15 protein-coding genes are annotated in these 17,142 nt (G+C 59.4%); 6 read left to right on the top strand and 9 right to left on the bottom strand.

Annotated elements, in window-relative coordinates; genetic code table 11:
• Positions 1 to 759: a hypothetical protein gene (locus tag ACWNZ1_RS20905; RefSeq protein WP_053182128.1), complete on the top strand. Its 759-nt coding sequence runs from the start codon at positions 1 to 3 to the stop codon at positions 757 to 759.
• Between the two features lie 24 nt (positions 760 to 783).
• Entirely contained in the window at positions 784 to 2,364 is a 1,581-nt protein-coding gene (locus ACWNZ1_RS20900) for a GmrSD restriction endonuclease domain-containing protein (RefSeq protein WP_456027865.1), read from the top strand.
• Between the two features lie 581 nt (positions 2,365 to 2,945).
• On the opposite strand, the gene ACWNZ1_RS20895 is transcribed toward ACWNZ1_RS20900, so the two are convergent.
• The 9 genes from ACWNZ1_RS20895 to exaC form a co-directional block, all read right to left on the bottom strand.
• Entirely contained in the window at positions 2,946 to 3,677 is a 732-nt protein-coding gene (locus tag ACWNZ1_RS20895; protein WP_456027864.1) for a LexA family transcriptional regulator, read from the bottom strand.
• A gap of 197 nt (positions 3,678 to 3,874) precedes the next feature.
• On the bottom strand, positions 3,875 to 4,402 hold the full coding sequence (gene ppa, locus ACWNZ1_RS20890) for an inorganic diphosphatase (protein WP_003205933.1): 528 nt from the start codon (positions 4,400 to 4,402) through the stop codon (positions 3,875 to 3,877).
• Positions 4,403 to 4,513: 111 nt separating this feature from the next.
• Positions 4,514 to 5,326: a M90 family metallopeptidase gene (locus ACWNZ1_RS20885; protein WP_456027863.1), complete on the bottom strand. Its 813-nt coding sequence runs from the start codon at positions 5,324 to 5,326 to the stop codon at positions 4,514 to 4,516.
• Positions 5,327 to 5,332: 6 nt separating this feature from the next.
• Positions 5,333 to 5,989: a DedA family protein gene (locus tag ACWNZ1_RS20880; protein ID WP_256453796.1), complete on the bottom strand. Its 657-nt coding sequence runs from the start codon at positions 5,987 to 5,989 to the stop codon at positions 5,333 to 5,335.
• 298 nt (positions 5,990 to 6,287) lie between these two features.
• Complete coding sequence (locus ACWNZ1_RS20875) at positions 6,288 to 6,749, bottom strand: GNAT family N-acetyltransferase (RefSeq protein ID WP_025569618.1); 462 nt, start codon at positions 6,747 to 6,749, stop codon at positions 6,288 to 6,290.
• A gap of 105 nt (positions 6,750 to 6,854) precedes the next feature.
• Entirely contained in the window at positions 6,855 to 7,679 is an 825-nt protein-coding gene (gene eutC / locus ACWNZ1_RS20870) for an ethanolamine ammonia-lyase subunit EutC (protein ID WP_456027862.1), read from the bottom strand.
• A gap of 11 nt (positions 7,680 to 7,690) precedes the next feature.
• Positions 7,691 to 9,085, bottom strand: a complete 1,395-nt coding sequence (locus tag ACWNZ1_RS20865) for an ethanolamine ammonia-lyase subunit EutB (protein ID WP_280944408.1) — start codon at positions 9,083 to 9,085, stop codon at positions 7,691 to 7,693.
• Between the two features lie 57 nt (positions 9,086 to 9,142).
• Positions 9,143 to 10,591 (bottom strand): ethanolamine permease, encoded by a 1,449-nt coding sequence (gene eat / locus ACWNZ1_RS20860; RefSeq protein WP_158457403.1) that lies wholly within the window; start codon positions 10,589 to 10,591, stop codon positions 9,143 to 9,145.
• 238 nt (positions 10,592 to 10,829) lie between these two features.
• The gene (exaC, locus tag ACWNZ1_RS20855) at positions 10,830 to 12,350 is read right to left on the bottom strand and encodes an acetaldehyde dehydrogenase ExaC (protein ID WP_135847352.1); all 1,521 of its coding nucleotides are present in this window, start codon (positions 12,348 to 12,350) and stop codon (positions 10,830 to 10,832) included.
• Positions 12,351 to 12,640: 290 nt separating this feature from the next.
• Between exaC and ACWNZ1_RS20850 the strand changes: the two genes are divergently transcribed.
• From ACWNZ1_RS20850 to ACWNZ1_RS20835, 4 genes are all read left to right on the top strand, one after another.
• Positions 12,641 to 14,545 carry a sigma-54-dependent Fis family transcriptional regulator gene (locus tag ACWNZ1_RS20850; RefSeq protein WP_456027861.1) on the top strand — a complete coding sequence of 635 codons (1,905 nt, stop codon included), beginning with the start codon at positions 12,641 to 12,643 and terminating at the stop codon, positions 14,543 to 14,545.
• 254 nt (positions 14,546 to 14,799) lie between these two features.
• Positions 14,800 to 16,149 (top strand): UDP-N-acetylmuramate:L-alanyl-gamma-D-glutamyl-meso-diaminopimelate ligase, encoded by a 1,350-nt coding sequence (mpl, locus tag ACWNZ1_RS20845; RefSeq protein ID WP_256453792.1) that lies wholly within the window; start codon positions 14,800 to 14,802, stop codon positions 16,147 to 16,149.
• Positions 16,146 to 16,778 carry a flavin prenyltransferase UbiX gene (gene ubiX, locus ACWNZ1_RS20840; protein ID WP_014340390.1) on the top strand — a complete coding sequence of 211 codons (633 nt, stop codon included), beginning with the start codon at positions 16,146 to 16,148 and terminating at the stop codon, positions 16,776 to 16,778. The genes mpl and ubiX overlap by 4 nt, the downstream gene beginning before the upstream one ends.
• Complete coding sequence (locus ACWNZ1_RS20835) at positions 16,771 to 17,055, top strand: YceK/YidQ family lipoprotein (RefSeq protein WP_135847348.1); 285 nt, start codon at positions 16,771 to 16,773, stop codon at positions 17,053 to 17,055. The genes ubiX and ACWNZ1_RS20835 overlap by 8 nt, the downstream gene beginning before the upstream one ends.
• The last annotated feature ends 87 nt before the right edge of the window (positions 17,056 to 17,142 follow it).

Below are 17,142 nucleotides of genomic sequence, written 5' to 3'. Positions count from 1 at the left end.
ATGCGTGTTTCACTTCTACCACGTTTGAAGGCTCACGGCGTTACGACGATTCTTGAGAAACTTAAGGGCACTGCGTCATATACGAAGGACAGCCTGGATGTGATCAGAGAGCACTCGGCCCTTAAGTCCATCGCTCCCAGCGGAGGAACACGAGCAGACGGCGTCGCAGTTGCAATAGCGGCAGAGTTGAGAAGGATCGCACAGAAGTCAGGTTTCCCCACTGTAAATACGCAGGCCGCCCGAGCACAATTCGACCAAGAGGCCGCAATCTACCTAGCTCAGAAAGTAGAGCTAAGGACAGGAGAGGCACTTCGCGATGACGTTTGGGCCTTTATGAGCTCTGTGCTGGCACCCGATGTGGTGTCCTGGCGATTTGCAGATCAGTCTCGCGAGCGCTTTGCAGGGGGCGTTCGCAACTCGTTTCAAAGGCTCTGGGTGAGAGGAACGGTTCTTGACCGAGGAGAAAAACATCCAGAGCGGTGGGCGCTTGTACGCGAATTGTCCGAAGATGCCATGGTTCAGATTTTTGAACGACCCTCTATCGGTGGTAATTCTGTTCTAGCGCTCGCTGTGGCGGAGGAATGGTTGAAAACCGCCAACAAAGTTGGTCGCGGTACGATGGAGAGCACCATGCGAGGTGCAACAAAAGTACTTCGTCTTAAGAACCAGATTATTGATCTTACCTTCTTAGAGGTCGAGGAGCTGGAAGTCGTTATTTCTAGTGCTTTTAGTTTGGCCATGCCTAGAAAATCACAATAAGTCTATGTAGTGTCAGGAGGCGTAATGGCTCAACGTGTAAATCTGGATGCTATGATCCCTAGGGAAGACTTCGCGATTATGAGCGAAGATGTAATTGAGCTTGAGTTAATAAGGGATTTTCCAATTTCTCATTTGGAGTCCGACTCGGCAGTTTTAAAGCTACTAAGAAAGCCGGACTTTCAGCGAGAAACAAATCATTGGAGTCCTGAGCAAATTGCAACGTTTATTACTAGCTTTCTTGATAATGAAGTCATACCCTCGCTGATCCTATGGAAGTCTCCAAATTCTATTTTCGTAATCGATGGAGGGCATCGGCTGAGCGCCTTGCGTGCTTGGATGGTAGACGATTATGGGGATGGTTCTATTTCTCGTGACTTCTATAATGGAGATATATCAAACGAACAAAAGAAAATTGCTGCGCGCACTAGGCGGCTTGTGGAGGAGAAAGTCGGGAGGTACTCTACTCTTAAGAATCATGTAGGGAAGAAGATTAATGGCGATGTGACTATAGCAAACAGAGCATCTAGGCTTTTCACTCGGCCACTAAACTTGCAATGGATCCAAGGGAATGCGAGTGTTGCCGAAACCTCATTTTTCAAGATCAACTCGCAGGGTACTCCTCTAGATGATATTGAGGAAATGCTCATAAAAAATAGAAGAAAACCCTTCGCTGTTGCTGCTAGGGCGGTGTTGCGTTCGGGCAATGGACATGAGTATTGGTCACAGTTTAGTAATACTAATAAGACCAAAATCAGGTCATTGGCAAATGAGCTGCATGGCTTATTGTTTGACCCGGAATCCCAGATTCCACTCAAAACGCTTGACGTTCCATTAGGGGGGGCGGTATCGCCAGTGGAAGCTCTGGCTTTACTTATCGATTTTTTGACAATTGCTTCCTCCAGATTAGTAGATCCAGTTTCGATCGAAAAATGTGAAAATGACAATACGGGTCTCGAAACAATAAATAGCATGAAGCGTTCTTTGGAGGTTTTAAGGAGGATAACTGGTAATTCTCCAGGGAGCCTTGGATTACACCCAGCGGTATATTTCTATAATGAGCGCGGGAAATATAATAGGTTCTTGTTTTTGGGAATGATTCTATTGGTGACCCAAAAAATCATTTGTAATGATGATGTTTTTTTTAAAAAATTTGTTGTGGCTCGTATGCATGTTGAACATTTTTTGATTACTAATAAGTCTATCGTGACGCTCCTTCTTCAGAATATGAGTAAGAAACAGAGAATCCCTAGAATGGCTGACATGTTCGAGTACTTAATTCAGGTTGCCTCATCTCCCGCGAATGCTTCTGAGCTTAGTGGGAAACTCGCGTTTTCGAATGTGGCCTCCAAAATTGGATTGTCGGGACGAGTCTTAGATATCGGCGAGTCACAAGCCTCAGCAGCATTCAATGATGAAACAAAGTCAACAATATTTATTAATACCTTTCTACCAAACTTGCCAAAGTGTTCAGTTTGTCAAGGATACCTAGATCCATCGAAGTCTGTCTCCTATGACCATAAGGTCCGTAGGCGCGAAGGCGGTAGAGGAAGCGTTAGCAATGGTCAAATAGTCCATCCATATTGCAATACTGGAGTCAAGTCGTAGGCTGTGGGCGAAATTTTATATGGGATAGGGGCCATAAAAAATAACCCAGAGAGCACCGAGATGCGTCCCGGCAAAAGCTTGTGGCATTCTCCCTAAGCAGCTTGAGGCCGATTCCAAGTCAATTCCAAAGCGATGCTGATGATGGTGTCGCAGTCCACGGACTGATAGCTTTTGACTAGCGAGGCTGTATGCCAGTAGTCGGAAGTTTTTCAGCAAGCATTAAAAAGCCGGCTTATGGCCGGCTTCTCGTTGACTGATTCAGCTCGTTTTTGACAAACCTTACCAGCCTTCAAAACGTACATCCGGCTCTTGCGGCCGGCTGTGGGACTTGGTCAGAAAGTGATCTGCCTTGTCGGTGCGAGGCGTGGGCTCGCAAATGTGGGGCGGAGGATACGCGGGTTTGGTTCAGAATCCCAGTGGTAAGTGGTGTGGAATCATTGGGTTAGGGGGGATTCAGATAAAGAGCAGGGGGCTGCTGCGCAGCCCAGCGGGGATAAATCCCCTCGCCACAAAAGCTCCTGCCACAGCTCCTACCACAGCTCTTGCTACAGGTCCTGCCACGGTTTCTGGCCTTGGGTGGGTTAGTCGAATACGGGCGGTCTCTGTTTGTTGAGGGTTGACCACCAGAACACCCAGCCGATCACGTGGATGTGTTGCGCGTCGATTTGTTCGGCGCTGAAGACCTCGTCGGGATACGCAGCACTGTTGTGACTACGCAGGCGCAGTCGGTTGCCGGGAATTCTGTGCAGGTATTTGATGCGCAGCATCCCGTCATGCTCAAGCGCGTAGATTTGACCGTCGACGATTTGGGTCAGGCCGCGGTCGATGGCGAGGGTGGAGCCGTCTTCGATGCGTTCGGCCATGCTGTCGCCGACCATGGTGATGCAGATGGCGTCGTTGGGGTTTATTTCCAGGGATTCGAGGTGGCTGCGGGGCAGGCGGATGGATTGGTCGGGGATTTCGGTGATGTGGGTTTTGGTTTCGCCGGGGGCGATGGGGACTTCCTTATAGAAAGGCAGTTCAATGTCCGTGGGTTCCACCACGCTGTAGACGCCATCGTTTTCGGCCGCCTCATAGGTGGTGCCGGGGCCCAGGCCCAATGGGGTCTGCGGGCCTTCGCCGTGGGCGAGCCATTCCGGGCTGACGGTCAGCAGGCTGGCGATGGAGTGGATGCGCCCGGGTGGGATGCCACGGTTGAACCAGTTGTTCACGTGTTGGGATTTCACGCCGTATAACTTCGCGAAGTCGGCGGATCGGATGTTCGCTTCTTTTAGAAGGGCTCGGAAGCGGTCGCCACTGGAAAGTATTTTCATAAACGGAAAGTTTAGGGGCGACTGTGTTTTCGGCAATAAACAGGTTGTTCAAATATATAAGATGATCTTTCCGTTTTTAGGATTTGAAAGGCGCGGGCTAAACGGGTTTAAACGATGTTAGTACAATCCTGTATTAAGCTCCATTAAGGCATAAAAAAACCCCAGTGAAAACCGGGGTTCTTTATTCAAATACAGCTTCAGCCTTTGTAGGCGGCAACCGACTTGGTGATCGCTTCGCGGGCGGCGTCTGCACCGGCCCAGCCTTCGATCTTGACCCACTTGCCTTTTTCGAGATCTTTGTAGTTCGCGAAGAAGTGCTCGATCTGCTGGATCAGCAGCGGTGGCAGGTCGGTGTATTCCTTCACGTCGACGTACAGTTGCGACAGTTTGTCGTGTGGCACTGCGATGACTTTGGCATCGCCGCCGCCGTCGTCGGTCATGTTCAGGATGCCGACTGGACGGGCGCGGATGACCGAGCCTGGGGCGACTGGGTAAGGGGTCACGACCAGCACGTCGAGGGGGTCGCCGTCGTCGGCCAGGGTGTTGGGGATGTAACCGTAGTTGGCCGGGTAGAACATCGGGGTGGCCATGAAACGGTCAACGAACAGGCAGTCGCTGTCTTTGTCGATTTCGTATTTGATCGGGGCGTGGTTGGCCGGGATTTCGATCGCGACGTAGATGTCGTTCGGCAGGTCTTTGCCAGCCGGAATCTTGCTGTAGCTCATTGGGCGGTGCCCCCGTTAGTTGACCAAATGACTGGTCGGATTGACCAAAAAGTGGCGGCGATTATAGGCATATTCGGCCGCTGTTGCCACGTTACCAGGGTCTTAGAGACCTTAGTATGACGCCTGATAGACCGGATCTTCGGCCTGAAGTTGCCGCAACCGGGCCAATGGATCCTGGCGGTAGAACGCCTTGAGCTGTTCGTACACCCGTGGATAGGCCTGGTGCAGCAGGTCCGGGGCGCTGAAGAAGTATTCGCTGGTGACGGCGAAGAACTCCGCCGGATTTTCCGCGGCGTAGGGGTCGATGACGGTTTCCGCGTCCGGGTTCTGGTCCAGTTGCCGGTTGAGGTCGTCGAAGGCCTGTTGCATGGCGTCGGCCCAGTCCCTGACGCGCATGTCGGCGTGCAGCGGCGGCAGGCCGTTGGCGTCGCCGTTGAGCATGTCGAGTTTGTGCGCCAGTTCGTGGATCACCAGGTTGTAGCCGTCCCAGCCGCCGCTGGCGAGCACGCCGTCCCAGGCCAGGATGATCGGGCCCTGGGGCCAGGCTTCGCCGCTGTGTTCGCCGTCCCATTCGTGCTCGATGCCGCTGGCGTCGCGGTAGCGCTGGGGGCTGAGGAAGTCGTCGGGGTAGAGGACGATTTCGTGGAAGCCCTGGTACCAGTTCAGCTCGCCGAGGTGCATCAGCGGCAGTTGCGCCTGGGCGGCGAGCAGCAGGCGTTGTTCCTGGTGCAGTTCGACGCCGGGGAGGGCGCTGAGGTGTTTGTCGTGCAGGAACAGTACGCAGGCTTCGCGCAGCCATTGGTCCTCGGCGGCGCTGATGCCGTCGAGGAAGCTCAATTGATGACGCACGCGCTGCCAGGTGTCCTCGGCCACGGGGTGTTTGGCGAGGGTGCGTTGGCGGCGCCAGTTGCTCAGGGACCACATGGGCGATCAGCGCGGTTGGGCTTTCGAGCCGCGCTGGCTCATTTTGCTGCGCACCAGGCTGATGATCATCGGCAGCAGCGACAGCAGGATGATGCCTACCACCAGCAGCGACAGGTTCTGCTTGATGAAGGGTACGTTGCCGAAGAAGTAGCCGAGGGTGACCAGGCCGCCGACCCAGAGGACGGTGCCGAGGACGCTGAAGCCGAGGAATCGCAGGTAGTTCATTTTGCCGACGCCAGCGACGAAGGGGGCGAAGGTGCGGATGATCGGCAGGAAGCGCGCCAGGGTCACGGTTTTGCCGCCGTGTTTGTCGTAGAAGTCGTGGGTTTGCTGCAGGTAGTCGCGGCGGAAGATTTTCGAGTTCGGGTTGCGGAACAGTCTTTCGCCGGCGGTGCGGCCGATGAGGTAGTTGGTGCTGTCGCCGAGGATGGCCGCGAGCATCAGCAAGCCGCCCAGCAGGACTGGGTCCATGGCGCCACCGGCGGCTACGGCGCCGGCGATGAACAGCAGGGAATCGCCCGGCAGGAAGGGCATCACCACGAGGCCGGTTTCACAGAAGATCACCAGGAACAGGATGGCGTAGACCCATGTGCCGTAGTTGGTCACCAGCATGTCGAGGTAGACGTCGAGATGCAGAATGAGGTCGAGGGGGTTGAAATCCATGCATAGCACCTGTGGTGGCGGCCCGACTCGGCAGGCTGGTGGGTCTGGCTTTGAGTATGGCTACGGAGTGTGTAGCTTTTTCTTACAAGCCGGGAAGAGCGGCATTATACGGTGGGGCGGGGGAAGTGCGGGGGGAGTTTGTAGCTGGGGATTTCGAGATGTTGTCTTGGGGTGAAACACCTGTGGGAGCAAAGCTTGCTCGCGATGGCGGCGGGGTAGTCAGCATTGATGTTGCCTGACGGACCGCTATCGCGAGCAAGCTTTGCTTCCACAGATCGATCAGGCCGCGGTAAGCGGCTCAGATCCCCTCGCTGATCGGCAGCACGTAGTTCTTGAACTCGGTGTCTTCCTTGAAGCCAATCGATTCGTAGGTTTTCTGCGCGACTTCGTTGTTGCTGCTGGTGGAGACGCGCATGCGCACGGCGTTGGTTTCCTTGGCCATTTTTTTTGCGGTGCGGATCAGGTTGTCGGCCACCAGTTGGCGGCGGGCGTCTTCGGCGACGTAGATGTCGTTGAGGATCCACACGCGCTTGAGCGACAGCGACGAGAAGCTTGGGTAGAGCTGGCAGAAGCCCAGCAGCTTGTTGTCGTCGTCATCCGGCAAGGCCAGGTAGATCACCGACTCCTTGCGGCGCAGGCGTTTTTCGAGGAAGGCTCGCGACGAATCCGGGTAGGGCAGTGAGCCGTAGAATTCCCGGTACTTGACGAACAATGGGGTCAGCAGGTCCAGGTGTTCCAGGGTCGCTTGGATAATCCGCATGGTAGGTCTCGTCTGCAAAGGTCGACAGATACTCTGACTACAACGGCGTTCTGCCGTGCTTCGATGCTGCCTGAAAGCGGATCAAAAACGCAACGGATAAACGGATCAGCTTTGGGGTGGCATGAGTAGGAAGTTACCTTTCATATCGGCAGTATTTTCCGAGTCTAGAGTTTGTACCTGGGCTTCGTCCTTCAGATTGACCCCCGAGAGTTGGCGGCGACAGGCCTCGCGCATCAGGTAAATCAGGCGGTGGGCGGCCATGCCGTAGCTCAGGCCTTCGAGGCGGACATTGGAGATGCAGTTGCGATAGGCATCGGTCAGGCCGACCTTGGGGTTGTAGGTGAAATACAGCCCCAGGCTGTCAGGTGAGCTGAGGCCGGGGCGTTCGCCGATCAGGATCACCGACATTTTCGCGCCAAGCCGCTGCGCCACTTCATCGGCCACCGCCACCCGGCCTTGTTCCACCAGGATCACAGGCGACACCGACCAGCCGTCAGCGGCAGTCTGTTCTTCCAGCCGCGCCAGGAACGGCAGCGTATGCCGATGCACCGCCAGCGCCGACAGGCCATCAGCGACGACGATGGCCAGGTCCACGCCGCCGGGATGGGCCGTTGCGTAGTCCTCCAGGATTTGTGCGGAAGCCTCGTCGAGCCGTCGGCCCAGGTCCGGGCGTTGCAAATAGCTATGTCGGTCAGCCGCCGCACTGTGGAGTAACAGGCTTTCGCGGCCGCGTTCAGCCAGTTGCGCACGAATCCCTTGGTGATCGAACGCCAGGTGCACCGCATCGCGGGCCTGGGCGTGGGCGTATTGGAAGTCCAATTGCGCCTGGGTCGGCAGGCTGGTGCCGGTGCGGCCCAGGGCGATGCGCGCCGGCGTGAGGTTACGTAGATTCAGCCAAGGGTTTTGTGGATCGACAGGGTTTTTGTCCATGGGCAGTTCACTTATCCCAAATGCGCCAGGGCGTGACGGAACGCCGGTGGCAGGTTGTCGCCAAACCGCACCCGGCCATCGGCCTGGGTGAAGATGCCCATGTTCGCCAGCCAGGTTTCGAATTCCGGCGCCGGTTTCAGGCCCAGGGTCTGGCGGGCGTAGAGGGCGTCGTGGAACGAGGTGGTCTGGTAGTTGAGCATGATGTCGTCGGAGCCGGGGATGCCCATGATGAAGTTGATCCCGGCCACGCCCAGCAGGGTCAGCAGGGTGTCCATGTCGTCCTGGTCGGCTTCGGCGTGGTTGGTGTAGCAGATGTCGCAGCCCATCGGCACGCCCAACAGCTTGCCGCAGAAGTGGTCTTCGAGGCCGGCGCGGATGATCTGTTTGCCGTTGTACAGGTATTCCGGGCCGATGAAGCCTACTACCGTGTTCACCAGGAATGGCTTGAAATGTCGTGCCACGGCGTAGGCCCGGGTTTCGCAGGTCTGTTGATCGACGCCATGGTGGGCGTTGGCTGACAGCGCGCTGCCCTGGCCGGTTTCGAAATACATCAGGTTGTTGCCCAAGGTGCCGCGATTCAGGCTGAGCCCGGCGTCGTAGCCTTCTTTCAAGACGCTCAGGCTGATGCCGAAGCTGGCGTTGGCCGCTTCGGTGCCGGCGATGGACTGGAACACCAGGTCCAGGGGCACACCGCGGTTTGCCGCTTCGATGGAGGTGGTGACGTGAGTCAGCACGCAGCCCTGGGTGGGGATGTCGTAGCGCTGGATGATGGCGTCGAGCATTTCCAGCATGGCGCAGATCGAGGCGGTGCTGTCGGTGGCCGGGTTGATGCCGATCATGGCGTCGCCGTTGCCGAAGAGCAGGCCGTCGAGGATGCTCGCGGCGATGCCGGCGGGTTCATCGGTGGGGTGGTTGGGTTGCAGGCGGGTGGACAGGCGCCCGCGCAGGCCGAGGGTGCCGCGGAACTTGGTCACCACGCGGATTTTCTGCGCCACCAGCACCAGATCCTGCACGCGCATGATCTTCGACACGGCGGCGACCATTTCCGGCGTAAGGCCCGGGGCCAGCGCCCGCAGGCTCTGTTCATCGGCGGCGTCGCTGAGCAGCCAATCGCGAAAACCGCCGACGGTGAGATGGCTGACGGTGGCGAAGGCTTGTTTATCGTGAGTGTCGACGATCAGCCGGGTGACTTCGTCGACCTCGTAAGGAATCAGCATTTCCTGCAGGAAATGGCTGAGGGGCAGGTCGGCCAGCGCCATTTGCGCGGCCACGCGCTCACCATCGTTGAGCGCCGCGACCTCGGCCAGAAAATCCCCGGAACGCGCCGGGCTGGCCTTGGCCATCAGGTCTTTGAGGCTGTCGAAGCGGTAGGTCTGGGCGCCGACCGTGTGTGCAAAACTGGCCATACAGGTTCTCCGTGACGGCGCCGCTGGGCGGCGCCGTGGTTTTCGGCGTTTTACAACTCAGTGCAAGGCTTCTTCAGCTTTCTGAATAGCCGCGAATTCTTCTTCGGGCGTGCCTGCTACCAAGTGATGCCGACTGTAGAACGCGAAGTAAGCAATTAACACTCCATAGATGATCGCCGCGCCGATGACCACGCGCGGATCCACCAGGAAGCCCGCAACTACGGCGATGCACGCCAGCACCAGGGCCACGCCCGAGGTGAAGATGCCGCCCGGTGTGCGGTATGGCCGGTCCATTTTGGGGCGACGGATGCGCAAGGTGATGTGCGCGGCCATCATCAGCACGTAGGAGATGGTGGCGCCGAACACCGCCACCAGAATCAGCAGGTCGCCCTGGCCGGTCAAGGACAGGCCGAAACCAATGATGCCGGGAATGACCAGCGCCAATACCGGCGCTTTGCTTTTGTTGGTTTCGGAGAGTTTGCGCGGCAGGTAGCCGGCGCGGGACAAGGCAAAGATCTGCCGCGAGTAGGCGTAGATGATCGAGAAGAAGCTGGCGATCAGGCCCGCCAGACCCACGAGGTTGACGAAGCTGCCCATCCAGGTGGAGCCGCCGTAGGCCTTGGCCAGTGCCTCTACCAGTGGGTTGCCCGAGGCCATCAACGCATTGGAGCCCGCGCCGCCTGGGCCGATCACCAGTATCAGCAGGGCGAAGGCCACCAACACCAGCATGGCGCCGATCAAGCCGCGCGGCAGGTCGCGCTTGGGGTTCTTGGTTTCTTCAGCCGCCAGCGGTACGCCTTCCACGGCCAGGAAAAACCAGATCGCATAAGGAATCGCCGCCCACACGCCGACGTAGCCGAAGGGCAGGAATGGGCTGGCGCCTGTGGCCGCGGTGACAGGGATGTCCAGCAGGTTGGCGACGTTGAAGTGCGGCACCATGGCCACCAGGAAAACCCCCAGTGCCAGGGCGGCAACGGCGGTGATGATGAACATCAGCTTGAGGGCTTCACCCACGCCGAAAATATGGATGGCGATGAAGATGATGTAGAACGCCAGGTAGATCATCCAGCCGCCAATGCCGAACAGCGATTGGCAATACGCGCCGATGAACACGGCAATCGCCGCCGGGGCGATGGCGTATTCGATGAGGATCGCCGTGCCCGTGAGAAACCCGCCCCAGGGCCCGAATGCGCTGCGGGCAAAGCCGTAGCCGCCACCGGCGGTGGGGATCATCGAGGACAGTTCCGCCAGGGAAAAGCACATGCACAGGTACATCGCGGCCATCAGCAGGGTAGCGAGGAACATGCCGCCCCAGCCGCCTTGGGCCAAGCCGAAGTTCCAGCCGGCGTAGTCCCCAGAAATGACATACGCCACCCCCAGGCCCACCAGCAGGACCCAGCCTGCCGCGCCTTTTTTCAGTTCGCGTTGTTGGAAATATTCGGAGCCGACTTTTTCGAAGTCGACCGAGGACGTTGCCGGTTGCGGGTTTGCATGATCGCTTGGCATAAGGGTTTACCTGTTTTTATTGTTTTTTGGCCCTGTTGGAGCGGGGCTGATCTTGGAACCGGTGTGTTGCATACAGCAGGGATGCAAGCTGGACCGCCGCCATCGCGAGCAAGCTCGCTCCCACAGTGGATCTGTTTCAACCCTGGAAACGAGTTATCCACAGATCCCTGTGGGAGCGAGCTTGCTCGCGATAGCTATCTAAAGGGCCAGGCAAGATACCTGTGCCTGGCCCCAGGGCTTAGAAGAACCCCAACGGATTGATGTCGTAGCTCACCAACAGGTTTTTGGTCTGCTGATAATGATCGAGCATCATCTTGTGCGTCTCACGACCCACACCGGACTTCTTGTAGCCACCAAACGCGGCGTGCGCCGGGTAGAGGTGGTAGCAGTTGGTCCACACGCGACCGGCCTTGATCGCCCGGCCCATGCGGTAGGCGCGGTTGATGTCGCGGGTCCACAGGCCGGCGCCGAGGCCGAACTCGGTGTCGTTGGCAATCGCCAGGGCTTCGGCTTCGTCCTTGAAGGTGGTGATGCTCACCACTGGGCCGAAGATTTCTTCCTGGAACACGCGCATTTTGTTGGTGCCCTTGAGCAGGGTCGGCTGGATGTAATAACCGCTGGCCAGGTTGCCTTCGAGTTTTTCCACCTTGCCGCCGGTCAGCAGCTCGGCGCCTTCGCCCTTGGCGATTTCCAGGTACGAAAGAATCTTGTCGAATTGCTGCTCGGACGCCTGGGCGCCGACCATGGTGTCGGTGTCCAGCGGGTCGCCACGTTTGATCTGCAGGACTTTGTTCATCACCACTTTCATGAACTCGTCGTAGATCGACTCCTGCACCAGGGCGCGGGATGGGCAGGTGCAGACTTCACCTTGGTTGAAGAACGCCAGCACCAGGCCTTCGGCGGCTTTTTCGATGAAGCTCGGCTCGGCCTGCATGATGTCTTCGAAGAAGATGTTCGGCGACTTGCCGCCCAGTTCCACGGTGGACGGAATGATGTTCTCGGCGGCGCATTTCATGATGTGCGAGCCGACTGGGGTGGAACCGGTAAACGCGATCTTGGCGATGCGCTTGCTGGTCGCCAGGGCTTCACCGGCTTCTTTACCGAAGCCTTGCACCACGTTCAGCACGCCGGGCGGCAACAGGTCGCCGATCAGTTCCATGAGCACGCAGATGCCCAGTGGGGTTTGCTCGGCTGGCTTGAGCACCACGCAGTTACCGGCGGCCAGGGCCGGGGCGAGTTTCCAGGCGGCCATCAGCAGCGGGAAGTTCCACGGGATGATCTGCCCGACCACGCCCAGCGGTTCGTGGATGTGATAGGCCACGGTGTTGCCGTCGATCTCGGCGGCGCTGCCTTCCTGGGCCCGCAGGCAACCGGCGAAGTAGCGGAAGTGGTCGGCGGCCAGGGGGATGTCGGCGTTGAGGGTTTCGCGCACGGCCTTGCCGTTGTCCCAGGATTCGGTGATCGCCAGCACTTCGAGGTTGGCTTCGATGCGGTCGGCGATTTTCAACAGGACCAGCGAACGGGCCTGGGCCGACGTGGCGCCCCAGGCATCCGCGGCAGCGTGGGCGGCGTCCAGGGCTTTTTCGATGTCTTCGGCCGTGGAACGCGGGAATTCGGCAATGGGCTGGCCATTGACCGGGGAAGTATTGGTGAAGTACTGACCTTTGACAGGCGCGACGAACTCGCCGCCGATGTAGTTACCGTATTTGCTCTTGAACGAAACGATAGCGCCTTCAGTACCGGGGTGAGCGTAACGCATGATGAGTTCTCCTTGGCTTTTTGTGCTTATAAGGGAGCCGCGCAAAATTGAGCGCCGGTAATTAAGCCTAGAGCAAAGGTTGGGCCATTGCCTTGCGGGGCCCATAAATCAAGACTTTAGGAGGAGTTCGTCGGACAAACGGATGCCATGCGTGACGCTTGCGATACAGCGGGTGTGACAGTTTGTGCCATAAGCGAGACAGTCTGTGACTGACAAGTCGCGCCAGCATTGCAAAGGTGGTTGGGCTGGAGGATGCTGGGGGCCGCTACCTTCGGGGAGAACAATAAGAAATGCACAGCAACCACTTGAGTCGCCATGCCCAGCAAGTCCTGACGGTCACCCAGGGCAAGACCCACCTGCAGGGCCCCGGCAGCGATCCGTCGATTGCCCGTTCCTGGCTGCGCTGTCTCGAGGACTATCACCTCGACCCGGCCCAGAACCTCGCACCGACGGTGCTCGAACATGGCCGGGTGCTGGAAAGCCGCGAACGCCTGCAACAGGTGCTGCACATCGCCGGCAGCGAAATGACCAGCCTCCATCAGCAACTTTCCGGCGCCGGCCACGCGGTGCTGCTGACCGACGCCCGGGGCGTGATCCTCAACTGCGTCACCGCCCCCAGCGAACGCAAGATTTTCGAACGGGCCGGGCTCTGGCTCGGCGCCGACTGGAGCGAAGCCTGCGAAGGCACCAACGGCATCGGCACCTGCCTGGTGGAACGCCAGGCCCTGACCATCCACCAGGAAGAACACTTTCGCGGCCGCCACACCGGCCTGACCTGCTCGGCCAGCCCGGTGTTCGACCCCCAGGGCGAGCTGCTGGCGGTGCTCGACGTGTCCTCGGCCCGGCCGGACGTGTCGCGCCAGAGCCAGTTCCACACCATGGCCCTGGTCAATCTCTCGGCGAAGATGATCGAGAGCTGTTATTTCCTGCGTTGCTTCGACAATCAATGGCTGCTGCGCTTTCACCTGCAAGCCGAGTCCGTGGGGCTGTTCAGTGAAGGATTGCTGGCGTTCGACGGCGAAGGGCGGATCAGTGCGGTCAACCAGAGCGCGCTCAACCTCTTGGGGCATATTCGCGGCAGCTTGCTGGGCCAGCGGGTGGAAGACTTTTTCGATTGTTCGCTGGACGAGTTGCTCGGCCGTGCGAGCATCAATGCCAGTGCGAGCTGGCCGTTGCGCACCCGTGACGGTCGGCATTTGTTCGCCGTGCTGCGTGGTCAGCCGCGCAGCGTGCCGGTGCCGGTCGCGCCGCTGCTCAAGGCCATCGAGCCCGCACGGCTGCCGGGCATCTGCCTGGGAGATGCGGCGTTGCAGGAGCATTTCCGCAAGGCACTGCGGGTGTTCGAGCGCGATGTCCCGCTGTTGATCCACGGCGAAACCGGCTCCGGTAAAGAAGCCTTCGCCAAAGCCGTGCACCAGGCCAGCCAACGCGCTAGCAAGCAATTTGTCGCCCTCAATTGCGCGGCCATCCCGGAAAGCCTGATCGAAAGCGAGCTGTTCGGCTATCGCGGCGGCAGCTTCACCGGCGCGCGCAAGGAAGGCATGCGCGGCAAGCTGCAACAGGCCGACGGCGGCACGCTGTTCCTCGATGAAATCGGCGACATGCCCCTGGCCTTGCAGACCCGTTTGCTGCGGGTGCTGGAAGATCGCCAGGTGGTGCCCATCGGCGGCGAGCCCGAAGCGGTCAACGTGCGCATCATCAGCGCCACCCACCGGCAATTGCTGGAGCGGGTGCAGGACGGCAGTTTTCGCGAGGATTTGTACTACCGGCTCAACGGCCTGGAAATTCCGCTGCCGGCGTTGCGCGAGCGCAGTGACAAGTCGCAGTTGCTGGATTTCCTGCTGGCCGAAGAGGCGGGCGCCGAAACGGTGATCATCGACGAAGCGGCGCGCCAGGCGTTGCTGGGCTTCGATTGGCCGGGCAACGTGCGGCAACTGCGTAATGTGCTGCGTACCCTGGCGGCGTTGTGCGACGGCGGGCGGATCGGGCTGGAGGATTTGCCAGCGATGATTCGCCAGCGTCCGGTGGCGCTGGTTGAAACCGTGGTGGAGCGGCCACTGGAAGATGCCGAGCGTGTGGCGCTGCTCGATGTGCTGGAGCGCCAGCGCTGGCACATGACCCATACGGCTGAACAACTGGGGATCAGCCGCAACACCCTCTACCGGAAGCTGCGTAAACACGCCATCGCCCGCTGAACCGCGTCGCGGGCATTCGCGAGCAAGCCCGCTCCCACATTCTGACCGCATTCCTCCTGAAAGAACTCGGTCAACTGTGGGAGCGGGCTTGCTCGCGAAGGCGGCTGCACATTCAACATCACTGCAAGCTGATCCACCGCTATCGCGGGCAAGCCTTGCTCCCACAGAAGCCCGCCTGTGCACCGGGGTTTAAACACAAGGTGCGATTTCCCCCTCCCTACGCTAACCTGCGGCCATGTTTTACGAGGTCGACTATGCACATTCATATTCTCGGTATCTGCGGCACTTTCATGGGTTCGATGGCCGTTTTGGCCAAGGAGCTGGGCCATCATGTGACCGGTTCCGACGCCAACGTCTATCCGCCGATGAGCACGCAGCTGGAGGCCCAGGGCATTGAGCTGACCCAAGGCTATGACCCGGCGCAACTGGACCCGGCGCCAGACCTGGTGGTCATTGGCAACGCCATGTCCCGTGGCAACCCGGCGGTGGAGTACGTGCTCAACAAAGGCCTGCCGTACGTCTCGGGCCCGCAATGGCTGGCCGATCACGTGTTGCAGGGCCGTTGGGTCCTGGCCGTGGCCGGTACCCACGGCAAGACCACCACCAGCAGCATGCTTGCCTGGGTGCTGGAGCACGCGGGCATGAGCCCGGGCTTTTTGATCGGCGGCGTACCACAGAATTTCGCGGTGTCGGCGCGCTTGGGCGGCACGCCGTTCTTCGTGATCGAGGCCGACGAATACGACAGCGCGTTTTTCGACAAACGCTCGAAATTCGTCCACTACCGTCCGCGCACGGCGATTCTCAACAACCTTGAGTTCGATCATGCGGATATCTTCCCCGATCTGCCGGCCATCGAGCGGCAATTCCACCATTTGGTGCGCACTATTCCGAGCGAAGGCCTGGTCATCCATCCGACCACCGAACCAGCGTTGCAGCGGGTGATCGAAATGGGCTGCTGGACCCCGGTGCAGACCACCGGCGCGGGCGGGCAGTGGCAGGTGAAGTTGCTCAAGGACGACGGTTCGCAGTTCGAAGTGATGTTCGAGGGCCAGTCCCAAGGCGTGGTCGAGTGGGACATGACCGGCCAGCACAACGTCGCCAATGCCTTGGCCACCCTCGCGGCGGCCCGGCATGTCGGCGTAGTGCCGTCCATGGGCATTGCCGCCTTGAGCGCGTTCAAGAGCGTGAAACGGCGGATGGAAAAAGTCGCCGAGGTGAACGGCATCACCATCTATGACGACTTCGCTCACCACCCGACCGCCATCGCCACCACGTTGGACGGTTTGCGCAAGCGCATCGGTGACGCGCCGCTGATCGCGATCATCGAGCCGCGCTCCAATTCCATGAAGCTGGGTGCCCACCGTGACGGTCTGCCGGAAAGCGTGGTCGATGCCGATCAGGTGATCTGGTACGCGCCGGCCAACCTCGGTTGGGACCTGGGGGCCACTGCCGCGTTGTGCACGGTGCCGTCGATCGTCAGCGATTCCCTGGAAGGCATCATTGCGCGCGTGAAGAGCCAGGCCCAACCCGGCACTCACGTGGTGATCATGAGCAACGGCGGCTTCGGCGGCCTGCACGGTAAACTGGCCGAGGCGCTGAAATGAGCAATGGCCCTGAACGCATCACGCTGGCGATGACCGGTGCCTCCGGCGCCCAGTACGGCTTGCGCCTGCTCGATTGCCTGGTGCGCGAAGACCGCGAGGTGCATTTCCTCATCTCCAAGGCCGCGCAACTGGTGATGGCCACCGAAACCGACGTGACCTTGCCGGCCAAGACCCAGATGATGCAGGCCTTCCTCACCGAATACACCGGTGCGGCGGCGGGGCAGATTCGTGTGTATGGCAAGGAAGACTGGATGTCGCCGGTGGCCTCGGGCTCCGGCGCCCCGGCGGCGATGGTGGTGGTGCCGTGTTCCACCGGGACGCTGTCGGCGATCGCCACCGGCGCTTGCAACAACCTGATCGAGCGGGCTGCGGACGTCACGCTCAAGGAGCGCCGCCAGTTGATCCTGGTGCCACGGGAAGCGCCGTACTCGAGCATTCACCTGGAACACATGCTCAAGCTGTCGAACATGGGTGTGACCATCCTGCCGGCCTCGCCAGGGTTTTATCACCAGCCACAGACCATCGACGACCTGATCGATTTCGTGGTCGCGCGGATTCTCAACCTGCTGAACATCCCCCAGGACATGCTGCCACGCTGGGGCGAGCACCATTTGAGCAGCGATGAATAAGCTGCTGATCGTACTGCTGGCGCTGCAACTGACCGGCTGCGCCACTGCCCGCACCCTCGACGCCGCCAAGCCCGGCGCGCCGGTGGTGTACGCGGGAACGCGCCTGGACCTCTACGCCCTCAATGGCGGCTGCTGCGCCAAGGACCGCTTCGGCGCCGAGGCCCCGAGCTACCCGGGCCTCGATTTGCCGGGCAGTGCGTTGCTCGACACCTTGTTGTTGCCGTTGTCGTTGTTCACGGCGCTGGGCGTGGGGTTTCAGGCGACGGGTGGGTTGTAACACGCGCTACAGCAGTTGGGGTTGTGCATCCTGCATGGATGCAAGCTGTTCCACCGCCATCGCGAGCAAGCTCGCGATGGCGTCCGA

The organism is Pseudomonas sp. CFBP 5748, assembly GCF_053850495.1.
This window is presented reverse-complemented; position numbering and strand designations above follow the sequence as displayed.

What these genes read in the sequence shown, in the direction of transcription:
- mpl (WP_256453792.1), top strand. Translation starts at nt 14,800, where the DNA reads ATGCACATTCATATTCTCGGTATCTGCGGCACTTTCATGGGTTCGATG.
- eutC (WP_456027862.1), bottom strand. Translation starts at nt 7,679, where the DNA reads ATGGACAAAAACCCTGTCGATCCACAAAACCCTTGGCTGAATCTACGT.
- ubiX (WP_014340390.1), top strand. Translation starts at nt 16,146, where the DNA reads ATGAGCAATGGCCCTGAACGCATCACGCTGGCGATGACCGGTGCCTCC.
- eat (WP_158457403.1), bottom strand. Translation starts at nt 10,591, where the DNA reads ATGCCAAGCGATCATGCAAACCCGCAACCGGCAACGTCCTCGGTCGAC.
- exaC (WP_135847352.1), bottom strand. Translation starts at nt 12,350, where the DNA reads ATGCGTTACGCTCACCCCGGTACTGAAGGCGCTATCGTTTCGTTCAAG.
- ACWNZ1_RS20905 (WP_053182128.1), top strand. Translation starts at nt 1, where the DNA reads ATGCGTGTTTCACTTCTACCACGTTTGAAGGCTCACGGCGTTACGACG.
- ppa (WP_003205933.1), bottom strand. Translation starts at nt 4,402, where the DNA reads ATGAGCTACAGCAAGATTCCGGCTGGCAAAGACCTGCCGAACGACATC.
- ACWNZ1_RS20865 (WP_280944408.1), bottom strand. Translation starts at nt 9,085, where the DNA reads ATGGCCAGTTTTGCACACACGGTCGGCGCCCAGACCTACCGCTTCGAC.
- ACWNZ1_RS20880 (WP_256453796.1), bottom strand. Translation starts at nt 5,989, where the DNA reads ATGGATTTCAACCCCCTCGACCTCATTCTGCATCTCGACGTCTACCTC.
- ACWNZ1_RS20850 (WP_456027861.1), top strand. Translation starts at nt 12,641, where the DNA reads ATGCACAGCAACCACTTGAGTCGCCATGCCCAGCAAGTCCTGACGGTC.
- ACWNZ1_RS20835 (WP_135847348.1), top strand. Translation starts at nt 16,771, where the DNA reads ATGAATAAGCTGCTGATCGTACTGCTGGCGCTGCAACTGACCGGCTGC.
- ACWNZ1_RS20885 (WP_456027863.1), bottom strand. Translation starts at nt 5,326, where the DNA reads ATGTGGTCCCTGAGCAACTGGCGCCGCCAACGCACCCTCGCCAAACAC.
- ACWNZ1_RS20875 (WP_025569618.1), bottom strand. Translation starts at nt 6,749, where the DNA reads ATGCGGATTATCCAAGCGACCCTGGAACACCTGGACCTGCTGACCCCA.
- ACWNZ1_RS20895 (WP_456027864.1), bottom strand. Translation starts at nt 3,677, where the DNA reads ATGAAAATACTTTCCAGTGGCGACCGCTTCCGAGCCCTTCTAAAAGAA.
- ACWNZ1_RS20900 (WP_456027865.1), top strand. Translation starts at nt 784, where the DNA reads ATGGCTCAACGTGTAAATCTGGATGCTATGATCCCTAGGGAAGACTTC.